This is a genomic window from Agromyces selenitireducens (assembly GCF_052748465.2).
In genome coordinates, this window is sequence record NZ_CM188259.1 from 3,641,758 (window position 1) to 3,659,523 (window position 17,766).

Sequence of the window (17,766 nt, forward strand, 5' to 3'; positions counted from 1 at the left end):
GCGCGGGTCTAGGGATCGCGCCCGGGAGTCTGCTGGGGGACCCGCGCGTCGCCCGAGAGCCACCGCAGCCACCGCGCGCCCGGGTCCCCGTCGAGCAGCACGTCGCGGAACAGCAGCGTGAGGGGGATCGAGAGGATGGCGCCGAGCGGGCCGATCACGAACGTCCAGAACACGACCGAGAAGAAGCTCAGCGTGAGCGACAGGTCGACGGCGTCGCTCACGAACTTCGGTTGCACCAGCACCTGCAGGACCACGTTCACGACCGAGTAGATCGCGATCACGGCGAGCATGAGCGGCAGCCCGCCCACCACGAATGCGAGGATGGCCGGCGGCACGAGTCCGAGCACGAACCCGACGTTCGGGATGAAGTTGGTGACGAACGCGAGGATCGCCCACACCACGGGCGCGGGCACGCCCAGCGCCCACAGCGCGAGCCCGTCGATGATCGCCACGACCGCACCGAACGACGCGTTCACGACGTAGTAGCGGCGCACCGACGAGTTGTAGTCCCGGATGCGCTGCACGGTCGGTCGGATGCCGGGTCCGAACGCGCGCTCGGCCCGTCCGTACCGTGCGGCGTCGGCCGCCATGAAGATGATGTACGCGAGCACGAAGAACGCCGCGGTGAGGAAGCCGAGCAGCCAGCCGCTGACGCCCTGCGCCACGTCGAGCAGCACCGACGGGTCGAGGGCGGATGCCGCGGCATCCGCTGCCTGCTCGCCGACGCCGATCGAGGTCAGCCATGCGCCGAGTGAGGCCGCGGCCGCCTCGAGCTCGTCGAGCACGTCGGCCACGAGCACGCCGAACTCGTACCCCGCGAACACGAGCAGGGCGGCGAGGATCGCGAGGATCAGGTACGCGACCGCGATCACCACCGTGGTCGCCAGCCAGCGCGGCCAGCCGCGGCGTACGAGCGGATGCCGGATCGGGTGCACGATGATCACGAGCACCGCGGCGAGCGCGAGCGGCGCGACGATCTCGCGCGCGAACCACATCGCGGCGAGCACCGCGAGCACCGCGATGACGAGGACGAGCGTGCGCAGGCTGGGCGACGGGGTGCCGGTGGCGCCCCCGGTCCCCGGTGCGACCTCACCCGTCATCGCGGCCTCCGCTCACGGGAGCACGATATCGAACGACGGGTCGCCCGGCTGGAGCACCGACGTCAACCGGTCGAGCACGCCCGCGTCGCCGTCGACGTCGATGCCGCCGCTCGCACGGTCGCCGCCGAGCAGCGCAAGCAGGCGCGGCTTGGCGAGCGACACGGTCGCCTGCGCGCTCTCCCGCTCGGCCGGCTTCTCGACGTAGACCAGCACGCCGTTGCGGAGCGTCACGCGGAAGTTCCGGCCGAGGTCGCTGAACGTCAGGTCGAAGGCGAGGTCGAGGTCCCAGGCGCGCGGGCCGTCGACGGTGATCGCGATCGCGTCGAGCAGCTGCTCGGGGGTGAGCTGGGCGAGGATCTCGGGCGGGGCGGTGCTCGTCGGCGTGCCGAAGTTCTCGCCCCGCAGCTCGCTCGCGCCGGAGAGGAAGAAGTTCCGCCAGGTGCCGTTCTCCGAACCGTAGGCGAGCTGCTCCAGCGTGTCGGCATAGAGCGTGCGTGCAGCGCCGTGGTCGCGATCGGCGAACACCGCGTGGTCGAGCAGCGTGGCCGCCCACCGGAAGTCGCCCTCGTCGTACGCCGCCTGCGCGAGTTCGACGACGCGGTCGATGCCGCCGATGGCGGCGACGTAGCGCTCGGCGAGCGGCTGCGGCGGGTGCGGCCAGAGCCGGGCGGGGTTGCCGTCGAACCAGCCCATGTACCGCTGGTAGATCGCCTTCACGTTGTGGCTGACCGAGCCGTAGTACCCCCGGGCGTGCCAGGCGTTCTCGAGCGCCGGCGGGAGCTGGATCGCCTCGGCGATCTCGGCGCCCGTCATGCCCTGGTTGAGCATCCGGAGCGTCTGGTCGTGCAGGTACGCGTAGAGGTCGCGCTGCAGGCCCAGGAACTCGCGGATCTCCTCGGCGCCCCAGGTCGGCCAGTGGTGGGAGGCGAAGACGACGTCGGCACGGTCGCCGAACCGCTCGATCGCCTCGGTGAGGTAGCGCGACCAGACGTGCGGGTCGCGCACGAGCGCGCCACGGAGCGTCAGCAGGTTGTGCAGGTTGTGCGTGGCGTTCTCGGCCATGCACAGCGCACGGTGCTGCGGGAAGAGGAAGTGCATCTCGGCCGGCGCCTCGGTTCCGGGCGCCATCTGGAACTCGACCTCGACGCCGTCGACGACGTGCGTCTCGCCCGTGGTCCGGATCTCGAGCGTCGGCACGAGGATTCCCGGTGTGCCCTTCGACGTCGACTGGCCGAGGCCCGCACCGACGGCGCCCTTCGGCCCGCGCTCGAGGGCTGCTCCGTACATGTAGCCCGCGCGACGCGCCATGGCCGTGCCCGCGTAGACGTTCTCGGCGACCGCCTCGCCGACGAATCCCGCGGGGGCGATGACCTGCACGCCGCCGGCGTGCACCTCCTCGGGGCTGACGATGCCGAGTACGCCGCCGAAGTGGTCGATGTGGCTGTGGGTGAAGATCACGGCGACGACGGGCCGATCACCGCGGTGCGCGCGGTAGAGGCCGAGCGCCGCCGCGGCGGTCTCCTTCGAGATGAGCGGGTCGATGACGATCACGCCCGTGTCGCCCTCGACGAAGCTGATGTTCGACAGGTCGAGCCCGCGCACCTGGTAGATGCCTTCGACCACCTCGTACAGGCCCTGCTTCGACACGAGCGTCGACTGCCGCCACAGGCTGGGGTTCACGGTGTCGGGCGCGTCGCCGGTGATGAAGGCGAACTCGTTCGCGTCCCACACCTCGACGCCGTCGTCGCGGTGCACGACGCCGGGTTCGAACGCCGCGATGAACCCGCGGTCGGTCGCCTCGAGGTCGCGGGTGTCGTCGAACGGCAGGGCTGCCCCGAGCTCGCGCTGCTGCGCTCGGATCGCCTCGGTCGCCTCGTTCTGCTGCATGTGTTCCTCTCCATTCCCCAGATGGTCGGTCCGGCGCCGCGGCGCGGCGCCGAGGTCAGAAGTTGCCGATGCCCTTGCCGATCAGCACGACGCCGATCACGAGCAGGAGCACGGCCATGACGGTGGCGTTGTTGTGCACGAGCCAGCCGCGCAGGCGCTCGAGCGGCGCGGCCATGCGGTCGGAGGCCACGAGGTAGGCGATCACCGGCACGGCGACGGATGCCGCGGCGATGACCGTGAACACGAGGAGCACCACCACGATCGCCCCGACCTCGAGTCCGGCGGAACCCACCGCGACGCCCGCCGCGGCGCCGAGGAGCAGGTTCTTCGGGTTGACCGCGGCGAGCAGGAAGCCGAGCCCGAGCGCCCGGCCGGCGGTCATCGTGTCGATGCCCGCCATCCACTTCGGCAGCGGCGGCTCCTCGCCCGGGGCGGGGCGCGACCGCCACTGGCGGAGGGCCAGGAACAGCAGGCCGGCCCCCAGCAACAGCTGGATCACGGCGGTCACGGGCTTCGCGGCATCCTCGTCGGCTTCGGGCAGCACCGACGAGAGCAGGGTGAACACGGTCGCCGCGACGGCGATGCCGAGCACCCAGCCGCCGAGGAACCCGACGCTCGTGCTCCGCGCCTTGGGTGAGAGCAGCATGAGGATCGCCGCGATGATCGGGATCGGGCTGATCGCGATGCCGACCGCGAGGGGCAGGATGTCACCGATGACGGAGCCCACGGGCGTCCTCCTCGTCGTCGGGCGCGGCGGGCGCCGCGCCGCCCGCGGCGGCGAGCGCCGCCCGGTTGGTCGGGTGGATCGCCACGCCGTCGAGCAGCCCGAAGCGCTCGAACCGGCGGCGCACCGTCGGGCGCATCCGGCTCATCGACAGCGTCACCTCGTGCTCGCGCAGCCAGGACCGGAGCGACTCGAACGCCTCGGCGCCGGTCACGTCGAGGTCGGTCACCGCCTCGCCGTCGAGGACGAGGTGGTGCACGGGTTCCGATGCGCCGGTGACGGCGCGCTTCACGGCGTCGCCGAACGAGGTCGCGTTGGCGAAGAACAGCGGCGCGGCCAGCCGGACGACCACGACCCCGGGGGCGGTGACGTCACCGGCGGGCGCCGGGTCGAGGAGCGAGGCGGTCGGCTCGCCGTCGGACGCGAGGACGTCGACCGCCGGACGCGCAGCCCGCCGTGCCAGGTTGACGAGGGCGAGCACGAACGACACCACGATGCCCGCGATGGCGCCCACGAACAGCGTCGTGAGGAAGCACGCGGCCGCCACGGCGAGTTCGAACCGGTCGAGCCGCCAGAGCGTCGCGAATTCGCGGATGCCGAGCAGTGGGATGATCGCCACCGCGACCACGGCGCCGATCGCGGGCGAGGGGATGTCGGCGAGCAGGGCCGTGCCGAAGACGAGCAGGAGCAGCGTGCCGGCCGCCGCGACGAGCGCCGGGAGCTGGGTGCGCGACCCGGCCTGATCCATCGCCGCCGTGCGCGACGTGGAAGCGCCCACAGCGAAGCCGCCGCTCACGCCTGCGGCGATGTTCCCGAGGCCGAAGGCGAACAGGTCGCGGTTCGGCCGGTCGGGATAGCCGCGGCGCTCGGCATAGGAGCGCGCGACGAGCAGCCCCTCGGCCGTGGTCACCATGGTCAGCGCGAGCGCGGATGGCACGAGCAGGAGCCACGTCGTCCACTCGAGCACCGGCCAGGTCAACGTCGGCGGGCCCGCCGGCACTTCGCCGAGCACGTCCACGCCCGCGTCGTCGAGGCTCGCGAGCACGACGAGCGCCGTGGCGAGCACCAGCACGACGAGCGCCCACGGCACCGCGCGGGCGACGCGCCGCCCGCCGAGCAGGATCGCGACGGCACCCGCCGCGATCGCGACGGACCACGCGTCGATCTCGGTGAGGTTCGCGACGAGCCCGGCCAGCTTGCCGACGAACTCCTCGCCCGAGTCGATGGAGACGCCCAGCATCTTGGCGACCTGGCTGACCAGGATGTCGAGTGCCAGGCCGGCGACGAACCCGACGAGGATCGGCTTCGACAGGAAGCTCGCGAGGAAGCCCAGCTTGAACACCGAGGCGAGCACGAACATGACGCCGCTCAGGATCGCCTGCGCGAGCGCCATCGTCGCGTAGTCACCCGCGCCTGCTGCGGCGAGGCCGACGAGCGACGAGGCCACGAGGGCGGCCGCCGCGGCGTCCGGCGACGCGACCACCTGCCTCGACGACACCGCCAGGGCATAGACGATGGCCGGCACCACCAGCGCGTACAGGCCCGCGGTCGGCGGCAGGCCGGCGATCTGCGCGTACCCGATATTGAGCGGCACCGCGATCGCGAGCAACGTGACGCCGGCGCCGAGTTCGCGCGCGAGGTTGCGCCGCGTCAGGCCGGCCAACGGCCGCTCCGTGCCCGCCACCGTCAGATCCTGATCGGGAAGGTCGTCAGGATCACCACGCCGACCACGGCCACGACCATCGCGAGGCCGAGCAGCGTGCGCCCCACCCAGGGCGCGAGCTCGCGCTGCGACATCGCCGTGAGGAAGAGCACGAGCGCGAACAGCACGGTCAGGAGCGAGTAGTTGTCGCCGCGCTGGTTGTTCTCGAGTGCCTCGGCGAACTTCTCGTCGGCCCGGTCGTTGAGCTCCTGGGCCTCCACGGTGCCCTCGGGCACGTACTCCTCCCGCGCGAACGGACCGTTCTCGACCTGGCCGTCATCGACCCACGCGTCGTACGCGACCCGGAACTCCGGCGTGAACCGGTCGCGGATGTAGTCCGCGAGGTCATCGTTGCCGTCACCCACCGCCTCGACGTACGCCGCGTAGATGGTCAGGTCGAACGCACGTGCAGAACGGGCAGCGCCGTCGGCGCCAGCGGCCTGGATGCGCGCGCTCGACGCCTGGCTGAATGCGATCGACATCTCACCGCCCCACTTGGAGGCCTGGAACCCGCACCACGCGGTGAGGACGGCGACGACCGAGAGCAGAAACACCCCGACGATCTCGGACGCGCGCTGCCACCGCTCCGGGGAACGCGACTCGGTGCTCGACACGACGTGCGTCAGCCGAGCGATCGGCGTGTTCGTCGACGGATATCCTCCGGCCCGTACTCCGACTCAGACACGCGCATACCCCCCGCCGTGAACCCCGATGGGGACATGTCTTCCCCCGCACCCGACCCTAATCGGGATCGGATGCGGGGGAAAGGTTCCGATTCCGTGTCAGCTGAGCAGCTTGGCCTTCGCGGCGGCGAACTCGGCGTCGTCGAGGATGCCCTGTTCCTTCAGCGCGGCGAGCTTCTGCAGCTCGGCGACGACGTCCGGGCCGCCGGCTGCCGGAGCGGCCGCGGGCGGTGGCGGTGGCGGTGCGGCCGCGGCGGCCTGCTGCGCCTCGTACTGCTGCGCCTCCCACTGCTGCTGCGCCGCGGCGTCCTGCTCGGCCTGCTGGCTCGCGTACCTCTGCTGCTGGCGGTTCGCAACGCGACCGCTCACCGCGGTCGCGGTGCCGGCGACCACCGCGGTGCGCGCGGCCATGCCGACGAGTCCCGGTCGGCCCATCCTCCTGAGTGGCATCGTCCCTCTCCCTACTCGTCGCTCGCCTCGGCGAGCACTTCGTTGACCACCGTCGCGGGGATCCGCTCGACCTGCAGCACCTCGCCGCCCGAGGCGGCGAACGCCGACGCGAGCTTCTTCGCGAAGATGAGCTCGAGCGCCATGATCGCGCCCGCAGTTCCCGGCGGGATGATCTCGGCGAGCTCCTCGATGTCCTCGTCGCCGACGGCGCCGACGGCCTCGAGCTCGACGACCGTGAAGCCGAACTCGTCGCGGAACTCCTCGTACTCCCGGACCGTGACCTGGCCGTCGTCGCCTCGGGCGACGATCAGCAGGTCGAGCAGCCGGACCTCGTCGTTGACCATGAGGTCGCCGAGCGCGGACAACGTCGCGTCATCCGGCCTCGACCCCTCGAAGCTCACGACGTAGATGTCGACCGGACCGTATTCGAACTCCGCCATCGGATTCCCCCTGTCGTCGCAGTGCGCCACGGCGACCCCGGGCACCCACCGATTCAAGCCGATGCGACGGCGCGCCCATGTGCCGAAAGTCCCGGACCGTCGTCGACCCGTGGGTAGGGTGACGCTCGAGGGAGCAGGTCTTCGCTCCCCGTCACCTATCGGAAAGGCGCACCCCCGTGGACTTCTGGGACAACTTCTGGAACCTCGTGTGGATCTTCTTCTGGAGCTTCGCATTCATCGCCTACCTGTTCGCGCTCTTCGCGATCATCGGCGACCTGTTCCGCGACGACAAGCTGAACGGCTGGCTCAAGGCGGTCTGGATCATCTTCCTGGTCTTCCTGCCGTTCCTGACCGCACTCGTGTACCTCATCGCGCGCGGCGACGGCATGGCCCGCCGCTCGGCGAAGCAGGCCTCCGAGGTGCAGGCCGCGACCGACCAGTACATCCGCCAGACGGCAGGTGCCGCGAGCCCCGCCGACGAGATCGCCAAGGCCAAGGCGCTCCTCGACGCCGGCACGATCAACGCCCAGGAGTACGAGGCGCTCAAGGCCAAGGCGCTGTCCCACTCCTGATCACGCTCGAACGGTCGGCCGGGTGCGCGGGCGCCCGGCCGACCGTCGCGTGCAGCGGATGCCGCGGCATCCGTCACGCCGTGACCGCGACCACCCGCTTCGGCCCGACCGAGCCCGTGTTGCGGAGGAACAGGATGATCCAGCTGAAGATCAGCACGCCCGCCACGAGCTCGACCGCGGTCAGGTTGTAGTAGCCGATCGCGAAGAAGACGCCCAGCACCACGATCACGCCGACGTACACCCAGCCGAGCATCACGAACACCCGCGGCATCGTCGGCAGGAAGCGCGGCAGCCCGATCACCACCACCGCGTACACCACGGCCATGCCCGTCGCGACGGTGTTGTGCACGAGGAAGAACTCGTCGACGGGGAACACCCCGACGAGCGCCAGCAGGATGCCGATGAGCACGAGCCCCCAGCGGACCACGTCGCGCCCGCGTCGCTCCTTCGGAGTCCCGGCCGGCAGCCCGGCGGTGGCGTACCGCGCGACGATCGTCACGATCGCGCCCGCGATGATCAACGTGAGATTGAACGCGAGCGACGAGATGTCGTTCGTCATGCCGAGCGCGCTGAGGTTCTTCTCCCACCACAGCGGGTCGGTCGAGCTCAGCATCGCGGTGATGACGCCGACCACGAGGAACACCGCGAGCACGAGCGACAGCAGCATCGGCGTCATCCGCACCGACGACAGGAACGACACGTAGGCCGACACGGCGAGGGCGACGCCGAACAGCAGGGCGGCCGGGATCGGGAACACCTCTGCGCCGAGGAAGCTGCGCTCGAGGATGTCGGCGAGGCCCGTCCAGCCGAGCAGGGCGATCACCGCATGCGCGACCGAAAGCGCGACCACGTCGAACCAGTGCAGCCGCGGACCGGGGTGGTCGGGCGCGCCTGCCGACCCGGCCGGCGTGCGGGTGCCGCCGGGTTCGGGCTCGACGACGGATGCCGCGCCGAACCGCCGTCGCAGGACGAGCCGTCCCGCGACGAAGGCGAGCGCGGCGACGATCGCACCGCCGAGCGCCACCGCCGCGCCGAGGGAGTCGCGCCCGGCGATCGGGAGCGCCGTTCCCCAGAACACCAGCAGGCCGAGCGGCGCCGCGACCACGAACACCGCCGCGCCGACGATCAGCGCCGACGACTCGATCGACTCGGTCGTGCGGGTCGGTTCGCGCAGGATCCCCACGATCGACGACGGCTGGGACATGGTTCCTCCGCTCAGCGGCCGCGCCACCGCCGTCCTCCGGCGCGCGCACGCGGCTCGCGGGACCAGACTGCCAGCTACCGGCCGATCGGGTCGAGCACCTCGAGCATCGATCCCTGCACGATGCCCGCCCACTCGTATGCGGCGCGGAGGTAGTCGTCGCGTTCGTCGTCGGCGGGCTCGGCCTCGTCCGGATCGGTGACGCCCACCCGCTCGGCGAGGATCAGCCGCAGGTCGGTGAGGAACGTCAGCCATCCCCATGCCTGCACCTGGTCGAGCTCGATCTCGACGATGCCGTCGCCGCGGGTCGCGGCCGTGGCATCCCGCACCGACTGCGCCGCCTGGCGCTTGCCGTCGACGAGGCTGTCGCGCGTGTACCGCTCGAAGTCGCGGGCGGATGCCTCGTCATCGCGGTACGCGGCCGGGAACAGCCGGCCCAGGGCGGGGTCGTCGTCACCGCCGAGCAGCAGCACCGAGTCGACCTGGTCGGCCAGCTCGGACAGGAGCATCGCCTCCTCGGTCTCCAGCACGATGCGGACGCCGTCGGCGCCTCCCTCGCGGCCGGCGACGATCACGGCTCGGCCCTCGACACGGTCGCCTGCAGGCCGTACCCGTGCATCGCGTGGACGTGCCGCTCCATCGACTCGCGGTCACCCGTCGCGACGATCGCCCGCCCGTCGTTGTGGACCTGCAGCATGAGCCGCTCGGCCTCCTCGCGGGGGAACCCGAAGTAGCTGCGGAACACGTAGGTGACGTAGGTCATGAGGTTGACGGGGTCGTCCCACACGATCGTCCGCCACGGCAGGTCGGGCCGCACGGCCTCGTCGGTGACGAGGTCGGCGTCGAGCTGCTCGATCGTGGACGTCACCCTTCCAGCCTGTCACGGACCCGGCCCGGATGGCACGTCCCCCGTGAGGTCGCGTCCGAGCGCGTAGGCGACGGCCTGCCTGAGATCCATCTCCATGCCCGACCGGTACAGCGGCGCCAGGTCGTCGCGCTCGGGGTCCAGGTCCTCGATCGAGAGGCCGCGGATCCGCGTCATCTCGTGGTCGACGATCTTGGCGCCCGAGGAGTTCCGGAGACCGCGCACGGCTCCGGCGAGCCGAGCCGCACGTTCCTCGTCGCCGGCGGCCTGCGCAAGCGCCGCCGCCAGCGAGAGGAACAGCACGACCGCCGAGACGTCCCGGTGCGGCGCGAAGAGTTCGAGGCCCTGCTCGAGGTAGTCCCACGCTGTCTCGATGTCATCGAGACGCGCGCTGAAGATGGCGACCTCGAACATGCCCCAGCCCATGCCGAACTCGTTGCCCGCGCGCCGATAGTGCTCGATGCTCTGGTGGAATAGGGCGAGTGCGCCCGACACGTCGTCGTCGAGGTCGGAGACCGCCAGCCCCCTGCCCCAGGTGATGTTGCCGAGACCGTCCTCGTCGCCGAGCCGGCGGTAGATCGCCTCCCCCTCGTCGTAGAGGCCGAAGACCTCGCGGCGGACCTCGTCGGTGACGCCCGACGTCACGGCCGCCACGGACTGCCCGATCGCCGCGTTGTAGATCGCGTTGGCGATCTCGCCGGGATCGCCGAGCTCGCGCTGGATCGCGAGCGCCTCACGGTAGGGCGGGACGCATCGGTCGATCTCGCCCTGCCACCAGTACACGCCGCCGAGCGCCTCGAGCGCCCGCGCCCGGTGCAGCGGCTCACCGCCCTGCAGCGAGACGACGGTCTCGAGCCGGCTCCGCCCTTCGTGGAGGTGGCCGCGCGACTGCCAGAACCGCCACGATGCGGCGGCGAGACGCAATGCGAGATCGGTCTCGCCGTGCACCGCGGCCCAGTCGAGCGCGGTGCGCACGTTGTCGTGGTCGGCGTCGAACCGGTCGAGCCACTCCGACCGATCCTCGCCCATGAGGTGCGTCGCGACGTCCTCGGCCCAGTCGACGTACGCCTCGAGGTGGCGACGGTGGATCGCCGGCCCCGAGCCGCTCGCCTCAAGCTTCAGCAGGGCGACCTCGCGGATCACGTGCAGCGTCCGGAACCGGGCACGGCCGCCGGGCGCCGCGACCTGTCGCAGGAGCCCCTGGTCGACGAGCTCGGCGAGCCCGCTCAGCAGGTCGACGTCGACGTCGTCGCACACCCGCTCGATCTGCTCGAGGTCGGCGCCGCCCGCGAAGACGCCGAGCCTCGCGAAGAGCTGCTGAACGGGCGGGTCCAGCAGGTCGTAGCTCCACGCGATCGCGCCCTCGATCGTCCGCTGTCGTTCCGGCAGGTCGATGGTTCCGGTGCCCGGCCGCGCCGGGTCGAGTCGGGCGAGGATCTCGGGCACCGGCAGCAGCCGCACGCGTGACGCGACGAGTTCGATCGCGAGCGGAAGGCCGTCGAGTCCGCGTACCAGCTCGGACACCGCTGCGACGTTCTCCGGGGTCACCGCGAAGTCCGGTCGCACCGCCATGGCCCGATCGACGAACAACGCGACCGCGTCGGAGCCCGTCGCCCCGACCGGGTCGTGCCGGTCGGGCAGGTCCATGGGCTCGAGGGGCATCTCCTGCTCGGCGGCGATGCGGAGCGGACCGCGCGACGTGACGAGGAAGCGTGATCTCGGCGACGCCGTCACGAGGTCGGCCACGACGGGTGCCGCGGCGATGACCTGCTCGAAGTTGTCGAGGATGAGCAGCACCTCCCGGTCGGCCAACCGCTCGAGGAGCGCGTCGCGCGGCGGCCGGTTGCCGGGCGCCGAGTCCTCGCCGAGCGACCGGAGCACCTGGGACGGGACGACGTCGGGATCGTCGACGGGCGCGAGGTCGACGAAGAACACCCCGTCGCGGAAGCGGTCGCCGATCTCGGCTCCGACCTGCAGGGCGAGCCGCGTCTTGCCGGTCCCGCCCGTGCCCGTGATGGTCACCACGCGCGAGGATTCGAGCAGTTCCCGCACTCGGGCGCTCTCGCGTCGGCGACCCACGAAGTGTGTGACCTGCGCGGGCAGGTTGTTCGGCACGGCCTTGAGCGATCGCAGTGCGGGGAAGTCGCGATCGAGCCCGTCGATGTCGAGCTGGAAGAGGCGCTCGGCCCGGGGGAGATCCCTCAGGTGGTGCCTGCCGAGGTCGTGCATCGCGACGCCGCCGGGCAGTTCGTGGTCGACGAGCGCGGCGGTCGCCGCGGAGAGCACGACCTGGCCGCCGTGCGCGGTCGACGTGATGCGGGAGGCGCGGTGCACGTCGAGCCCGATGTAGTCGTCGCCACCGAGAAGGCCGAGGCCGGTGTGGAGTCCCATCCGCACCTTCGGCGCCAGCCCGTCGGGCCACGCGTGCCTCGCCAGCGCTCGCTGGGCGTCCGCCGCAGCCCCGACGGCGTCCACGGCGGACTGGAACGCCGCGAAGAACCCGTCCCCCTCGGTCTTGACCACGGTGCCGCCGTGATCGGTGATGGCGTCGCGGACGAGCCGGTCGTGGTCGGCCAGCAGCGCGGGCCAGCGGTCGGCGGCAGCCTCCAGCAGACGGGTCGATCCCTCGACATCCGTGAACAGGAAGGTGACCGTCCCCGTCGGGAGACGACGACGGCTCGCTGAAGCCGTGGTGGTCACCCTTCGAGAGTGGCACGACGGCCGTCCGTCCGCATCCCCTTTCCGCCGCGTGCCTCAGCGCACGGAAGCGGTCACCGTGAACTTCGGGTTGCGGGCGACCTGTCGCGTCGGGCCGACGATCCGCTCGAGCAGCGGCCGGTACCGCAGGTGCGAGTTCCACACGCACCACAGTTCGCCGCCCGGTTCGAGCACGCGCGCGGCCTCGGCGAACAGGTGCGTCGCGATCCCGGTGTGCACGGCGGCATCCGAGTGGAAGGGCGGGTTCAGCACCACGAGCCGCTCGCTCGCAGCGGGCAGGTGCTCGAGGCCGTCGGCCTGGGCGACGCGAACGCGGTCGGCGACGCCGTTCGCGGCGGCGGTCAGGGCAGCGGATGCCGCGGCCGCGGCGCTCCGGTCCGACGCGTGCACCACGAGCCCCGGTCGCTCGCGCGCGAGCCACGCCGCGACGACGCCCGAACCGCAGGCGAGGTCCACGGCGCTCACGGCGTCGGGAACCGCGTCGCCCAGCACGCCGAGGAGGAAGCGCGTGCCGATGTCGACGGCGGCACCGGCGAACACGCCGCCGTGCGCGACGATCGCGAGCCCCAGCGCGTCGTCGAAGCCCTCCGCGGGTCGGGGAGCGCCCTCCGGGCGCGTACCGAGACCCGAACCCGACGCCACGAGCACCCGCGACTTCTGCCGGGCGTGCGTCACGTCGACGCGCGCGAACCACCGGCCGAGCACCTCGTTCATCGCGAGCGACATGTGCTTGATCCGTCCGCCCGCGAACACGCGCACGTCGGGCGCGGCGTGCGCGGCGATCACGCCGGCGACCGCGTCGAGCCGGTCGAGGGAGCGCGGCAGGCGCAGGAGCACGACCCGCGCGCCCGCGACGAGCTCGCGGCCCAGGGGGAGGCTTCGCGGACGGTCCGCCTCGGCGACGCCCAGTCGCGCGGCGTTCTCCGCGAGGGCCCGCTCGCCCGTGATCGGATCCTGGTGCACCCTGACGCCGCGTGCACCGGCGTCGAGCGCACCGAGCGCGAGCGCACCGTACGCGTCGTCGACCACCACGACGGCGCCCGGCTCCGACCCGACCTCGGCGAGCGCGGCGGCAGCCTCGTCGAGGATGAGCCGGTCCGCGGCATCCGTCGCCAAGAGCCCCGGCGCCTCGAGGTCGGGGTGCCGCCGGAGCGCGTCGAAGTCCACCACGGCACCCTACCCGCCGGCGCTACCCGACAGGCGGCGCCGTCGTCAAGATCCTTCCGCCGCCGCTCGCCCGCGCCCGATGATTCGAGGACGCCCACGCGACGACGGGAGTTCACCCGCAGGGAACGCCCGCTCCGTAGCGTGTGCCCGGCGTGCCCACGGCCCGCCCGTTCATGCGAAACCGAGAGGAACACCACCACGTGAAGACACGACTCATCGGAGCGGCGGCGACCGCCGTCCTCCTCCTCGGCGCCGGCGCCGCCATCCCGGCGGCCGCCGCCCCGAACGACGCGCACGACCTCGACCTCACCCTGCTCGCCACGACCGACCTGCACGGCCGGGTGCTCAACTGGGACTACTTCAGCGACCGCGCCTACAGCGACCGCGCCGGCGACAAGGTCGGGCTCGCGTCCGTGGCATCCGTCGTCGACGAGGTGCGCGCCGAGGTCGGCGACGACCGCCTGCTCGTCGTCGACAACGGCGACGCCATTCAGGGCACCCCGCTCAGCTACTACTACGCCGTTCAGGAGCCCGTGCACGAGACCGGCGCGGACCACCCGATGGCCGCGGCCTACGCCGCGATCGGCTACGACGCGCAGGTCGTCGGCAACCACGAGTTCAACTACGGCCTCGACCTCCTCGACGCCTACGAGGACGACCTCGGCTTCCCGCTGCTGGGCGCGAACGTTGTCGACGCCGAGACCGGCGAGCCCGCGTTCGACCCGTACACGCTCGTCACGAAGAAGGTGAAGGGCCACAAGCCGGTCACGGTCGGCATCCTCGGCCTCACGACCCCCGGCTCGATGATCTGGGACAAGGCGAACGTCGAGGGCGAGCTCGAGTTCCGCGACATGGTCGACGCGGCCGAGGAGTGGGTGCCCGAGGTGCGTGCGGCGGGGGCCGACATCGTGGTCGTGCTCTCGCACGCCGGCACCGGAGCCTCGTCGTACGACGAGTCGATCGCCCCGCCCGAGAACGCGACGGCCGAGGTCGCCCGCAAGGTGCCCGGCATCGACGTCATGGTCGTCGGTCACTCGCACCTCGACAAGCCGAGCGAGGTCGTCGTGAACGAGGTCACGGGCGACGAGGTGCTGCTCACGCAGCCCTACCGCTGGGGTTCGACCGTCTCGCGCGTCGACCTGTCGCTCGAGAAGGTCACGGGGCAGTGGGATGTCGCGGACGCCGAGGCCTCCGCGATCCGCACCGCCGGCTACCCCGAGTCGCCCGAGATCGTCGACCTCGTCGCCGAGCAGCACGAGACCACGGTCGCGTACGTGAACCAGGTCGTCGCCCAGTCGACTGAGGAGTTGTCGGCGGTCACCAGCCGCTACGAGGACACGGCGATCATCGACTTCATCCAGCAGGTGCAGACGGATGCCGTGGCGGGCTCGCTCGCCGGCACGGCCTACGCCGACCTGCCCGTTCTGTCGATCGCGGCACCGTTCAGCCGCACCGCCGTCTTCCCGCAGGGCGACGTGACGGTGCGCGACATCGCCGGGCTCTACATCTACGACAACACCCTGCAGGCGGTCACGATGACCGGCGCCCAAGTGAAGGAGTACCTCGAGTACTCGGCGAAGTACTACGCGACCGTGCCGTCGGGCGGCACCTTCGACCCCGAGGCGCACACCGGCGCGGGCGGCACGCCCGACTACAACCTCGACATCATCGCGGGGGTGGAGTACGAGCTCGACCTGTCGCAGCCGGTGGGTTCGCGGGTCGAGAACCTCGTGCTGTCGGGCGGCGCCGAGCTCGCGGCGGACCAGGAGGTCGTCGTCGCAGTGAACAACTACCGTCGCTCGGGCGGCGGCGGGTTCCCGCACATCGCGTCGGCGCCGATCGTGTACGACGAGCAGAAGGAGATCCGCCAGCTGCTGATCGACTGGGCGCAGGAGCGCGGGGTGATCGACCCCGCCGACTTCGCCGACGAGTCGTGGTGGCTCACGGTCGACGGCGTGCGCGTCGGCTGACGCGGTCACCGCACGGGGCCCGGACCGCGCGAGCGGTCCGGGCCCTTCGCCGGGCAGCGCGATACACGGCCCCGCCGATCCTCGGTCACCGGCCCGGAGTACGCTCGGCCGTATGCCCGATCTGATCGAACTCGCGCGCGCCATCGACGCCGACGAGGCGGTGAGGCAGCGGGTCCAGCGACGCACGCTCGCCGTCGTCGTGGCGAGCCAGGTGCTCGGCGGGGCCGGTCTCGCCGCGGGCATCACGGTCGGCGCGCTCCTCGCGCGAGACATGCTCGGCTCCGACAGCGTCACGGGCGCGCCCGCAGCGCTGTTCACGCTCGGATCGGCGCTCGCGGCGTTCCTCGTCGGGCGGATCACGCAGCGGTGGGGCCGCCGTACGGGCCTGGGCCTCGGCTTCGCCGCGGGCGGCGCGGGCGCGCTCGGCGTGGTCGCCGCCGCGGTCGCCGACAATGTGCCGCTGCTGTTCGTCTCCCTGTTCGTGTACGGCGCCGGAACCGCCACCAACCTGCAGGCGCGGTACGCGGGCACGGACCTCGCGCTGCCCACGCAGCGCGGCACCGCGGTGAGCGTCGCGCTGGTCTCGACCACCCTCGGCGCGGTCGCCGGGCCGAACCTCGTCGAGCCGCTGGGCGCGCTCGCCCTCGCACTCGGCATCCCCGCGCTCGCGGGGCCGTTCCTGCTCGCCGCGGCCGCGTACCTCGGCGCGGGCACGGTGCTGTTCCTGCTGCTCCGGCCCGACCCGTTCCTCGTCGCCGAGCACCTCGACCACACGCCCGGCCTGCCTCCGGTTCCGGCGTCCTCCCCCGCCGGTCGGCCCGATGCAGAGCCGGACGGCGGAGCGCCCGACCTCTCGGCACCCGAGGCCGCCGCACCCGACGCCGCGGAGCCCACGCCGGCCCGCGACCGCTTCGTGCCCGGCGTGGTCCTGGGCGCGACGATCATGGTGCTCACGCAGGCCACGATGGTCGCGATCATGACGATGACGCCGGTCCACATGCGCGGCCACGACCACGCGCTCTCCGCTGTCGGCATCGTGATCGGCATCCACATCGGCGCGATGTACCTGCCCTCGCTCGTGACCGGCGTCCTCGTCGACCGCATCGGCCGCATCCCGATGGCGATCGCGGCCGCGGTGACGATGCTGCTCGCGGGCGCGGTCGCGGCCCTGGCGCCGAGCGACTCGCTCGTGCTCCTCGTCGTCGCGCTCACGCTGCTCGGCCTGGGCTGGAACTTCGGCCTCATCTCGGGCACGGCCCTCGTCGTCGATGCGACCTCGCCTACGCACCGCGCGAAGACGCAGGGATCGATCGACGTGCTGATCGCGCTCGCCGGCGCGGGTGCGAGCGCCCTGTCTGGCCTGGTGCTCGCCGCGTCGTCCTACGCGACGCTCGCGGTCGTCGGCGGATTGCTGTCGCTCCTGCTCGTGCCGGTCATCGTCTGGGCACGACGTGCCACGCGCCGCCGTCGAGCGACAGGGGGCTGACGGCACCCGGCACCGTTTGCTAGCCTCGGCCCCCGATGCGACATTCGGCGCAGCACCAGGGGGAGCGTCGCGCGGCGGTTCGAGCGACCGCGCGGCGCCCGTTCCGTGTGCGCGGCCGCCGGCGCCGGGCCGACCGGGCCGATCGGCCTCGTCTGGCACGGCGGCGCAGCGTCGTGGCGATCGCGGCGGTCGTCGCGGTCGGCGGACTGCTCGCGACCGTCGCGCTGGCCCCGCTCCCCCGCCCGTCGGTCGCCCTCGCCGACGCCGCGGCGACCTCGCTCTCGCCCTTCCACGGCGACGTCCAGGACTTCTCGGTCCCGGGCGACCTCACCACGGCGGCCGTCTCGCGCGAGGGCTACGCCGCGGCGACCGGGCCCGAGACGCTCGTGGCATCCGGCACCAACTACGACTGGGCGACGCTCGTGCTCGTGCTCGGCGATTGGCCCGTGACCGACGAGAACGTCCGGCTCATGGTCGAGTGGATGCGCGAGGAGAACGGTCCCGACAACTGGTGGAACCGCAACAACCCGCTGAACAACGGGTACGGTTCGGGCGGCGGCAGCGGCCTCGGCAGCTATGCGACCCTCGTCGACGCGGCCCGGTACGCTGCGTCCAACCTGCAGAAGCGCACGTTCTACGCCGACATCGTCGCCGGGCTCGAAGCCGGCACGTCGGCGGATGCCACGGCGCGGGCGATCTGGGCCTCGCCCTGGGCCGAGAGCCACTACGGGTACGGCACGTGGTGGTCGACGTCGCGCGTCCCGGAGGTCGCGGCGCCCGCGTCGGCCTGGGGACGCTGAC

Annotated in this window: 16 protein-coding genes; 4 read left to right on the forward strand and 12 right to left on the reverse strand. The window is 72.1% G+C overall.

Going from position 1 to position 17,766, the window contains the following annotated elements:
* Positions 1-8: 8 nt before the first annotated feature.
* The 7 genes from ACULK4_RS17150 to ACULK4_RS17180 all read right to left on the reverse strand — a co-directional run bounded on the left by ACULK4_RS17150 (position 9) and on the right by ACULK4_RS17180 (position 6,986).
* A complete protein-coding gene (locus ACULK4_RS17150; RefSeq protein WP_445963602.1) occupies positions 9-1,100 on the reverse strand; it encodes an AI-2E family transporter in 1,092 nt (363 codons plus the stop codon).
* 12 nt (positions 1,101-1,112) lie between these two features.
* Positions 1,113-2,987, reverse strand: coding sequence for an alkyl/aryl-sulfatase (locus tag ACULK4_RS17155; protein WP_445963603.1), 1,875 nt, complete (start codon positions 2,985-2,987; stop codon positions 1,113-1,115).
* Between the two features lie 55 nt (positions 2,988-3,042).
* The gene (locus ACULK4_RS17160) at positions 3,043-3,714 is read right to left on the reverse strand and encodes a GAP family protein (RefSeq protein ID WP_445963604.1); all 672 of its coding nucleotides are present in this window, start codon (positions 3,712-3,714) and stop codon (positions 3,043-3,045) included.
* On the reverse strand, positions 3,695-5,395 hold the full coding sequence (locus ACULK4_RS17165; protein WP_445963605.1) for a SulP family inorganic anion transporter: 1,701 nt from the start codon (positions 5,393-5,395) through the stop codon (positions 3,695-3,697). The genes ACULK4_RS17160 and ACULK4_RS17165 overlap by 20 nt, the downstream gene beginning before the upstream one ends.
* 2 nt (positions 5,396-5,397) lie before the next feature.
* Positions 5,398-6,027, reverse strand: a complete 630-nt coding sequence (locus ACULK4_RS17170) for a hypothetical protein (protein ID WP_445963606.1) — start codon at positions 6,025-6,027, stop codon at positions 5,398-5,400.
* A 168-nt stretch (positions 6,028-6,195) separates the two neighbouring features.
* Complete coding sequence (locus tag ACULK4_RS17175; protein WP_445963607.1) at positions 6,196-6,546, reverse strand: SHOCT domain-containing protein; 351 nt, start codon at positions 6,544-6,546, stop codon at positions 6,196-6,198.
* Between the two features lie 11 nt (positions 6,547-6,557).
* Positions 6,558-6,986: a DUF6325 family protein gene (locus ACULK4_RS17180; RefSeq protein WP_445963608.1), complete on the reverse strand. Its 429-nt coding sequence runs from the start codon at positions 6,984-6,986 to the stop codon at positions 6,558-6,560.
* 176 nt (positions 6,987-7,162) lie between these two features.
* Between ACULK4_RS17180 and ACULK4_RS17185 the strand changes: the two genes are divergently transcribed.
* Positions 7,163-7,558 carry an SHOCT domain-containing protein gene (locus ACULK4_RS17185; protein ID WP_445963609.1) on the forward strand — a complete coding sequence of 132 codons (396 nt, stop codon included), beginning with the start codon at positions 7,163-7,165 and terminating at the stop codon, positions 7,556-7,558.
* Between the two features lie 73 nt (positions 7,559-7,631).
* On the opposite strand, the gene ACULK4_RS17190 is transcribed toward ACULK4_RS17185, so the two are convergent.
* The 5 genes from ACULK4_RS17190 to ACULK4_RS17210 all read right to left on the reverse strand — a co-directional run bounded on the left by ACULK4_RS17190 (position 7,632) and on the right by ACULK4_RS17210 (position 13,509).
* On the reverse strand, positions 7,632-8,762 hold the full coding sequence (locus ACULK4_RS17190) for a hypothetical protein (RefSeq protein ID WP_445963610.1): 1,131 nt from the start codon (positions 8,760-8,762) through the stop codon (positions 7,632-7,634).
* Between the two features lie 74 nt (positions 8,763-8,836).
* The gene (locus ACULK4_RS17195) at positions 8,837-9,334 is read right to left on the reverse strand and encodes a DUF2017 family protein (protein ID WP_445963611.1); all 498 of its coding nucleotides are present in this window, start codon (positions 9,332-9,334) and stop codon (positions 8,837-8,839) included.
* Positions 9,331-9,627: an ATP-dependent Clp protease adapter ClpS gene (gene clpS / locus ACULK4_RS17200; RefSeq protein ID WP_445963612.1), complete on the reverse strand. Its 297-nt coding sequence runs from the start codon at positions 9,625-9,627 to the stop codon at positions 9,331-9,333. Before clpS ends, ACULK4_RS17195 begins: the two co-directional genes overlap by 4 nt.
* Before the next feature lie 12 nt (positions 9,628-9,639).
* On the reverse strand, positions 9,640-12,324 hold the full coding sequence (locus ACULK4_RS17205; protein WP_445963613.1) for an adenylate/guanylate cyclase domain-containing protein: 2,685 nt from the start codon (positions 12,322-12,324) through the stop codon (positions 9,640-9,642).
* A gap of 54 nt (positions 12,325-12,378) precedes the next feature.
* Complete coding sequence (locus ACULK4_RS17210; RefSeq protein WP_445963614.1) at positions 12,379-13,509, reverse strand: class I SAM-dependent methyltransferase; 1,131 nt, start codon at positions 13,507-13,509, stop codon at positions 12,379-12,381.
* 200 nt (positions 13,510-13,709) lie between these two features.
* Here ACULK4_RS17210 and ACULK4_RS17215 point away from each other — a divergent pair, with 200 nt between their 5' ends.
* The 3 genes from ACULK4_RS17215 (at position 13,710) to ACULK4_RS17225 (ending at position 17,765) form a co-directional block, all read left to right on the forward strand.
* On the forward strand, positions 13,710-15,479 hold the full coding sequence (locus ACULK4_RS17215) for a bifunctional metallophosphatase/5'-nucleotidase (RefSeq protein WP_445963615.1): 1,770 nt from the start codon (positions 13,710-13,712) through the stop codon (positions 15,477-15,479).
* 112 nt (positions 15,480-15,591) lie between these two features.
* Positions 15,592-16,965, forward strand: coding sequence for an MFS transporter (locus ACULK4_RS17220; protein WP_445963616.1), 1,374 nt, complete (start codon positions 15,592-15,594; stop codon positions 16,963-16,965).
* A 173-nt stretch (positions 16,966-17,138) separates the two neighbouring features.
* Entirely contained in the window at positions 17,139-17,765 is a 627-nt protein-coding gene (locus ACULK4_RS17225) for a hypothetical protein (RefSeq protein WP_445963617.1), read from the forward strand.
* The last annotated feature ends 1 nt before the right edge of the window (position 17,766 follow it).

Coding starts and splice junctions, on each gene's coding strand:
- ACULK4_RS17150 (WP_445963602.1), bottom strand. CDS start 1,100: ATGACGGGTGAGGTCGCACCGGGGACCGGGGGCGCCACCGGCACCCCG.
- ACULK4_RS17155 (WP_445963603.1), bottom strand. CDS start 2,987: ATGCAGCAGAACGAGGCGACCGAGGCGATCCGAGCGCAGCAGCGCGAG.
- ACULK4_RS17175 (WP_445963607.1), bottom strand. CDS start 6,546: ATGCCACTCAGGAGGATGGGCCGACCGGGACTCGTCGGCATGGCCGCG.
- ACULK4_RS17180 (WP_445963608.1), bottom strand. CDS start 6,986: ATGGCGGAGTTCGAATACGGTCCGGTCGACATCTACGTCGTGAGCTTC.
- ACULK4_RS17190 (WP_445963610.1), bottom strand. CDS start 8,762: ATGTCCCAGCCGTCGTCGATCGTGGGGATCCTGCGCGAACCGACCCGC.
- ACULK4_RS17220 (WP_445963616.1), top strand. CDS start 15,592: ATGCCCGATCTGATCGAACTCGCGCGCGCCATCGACGCCGACGAGGCG.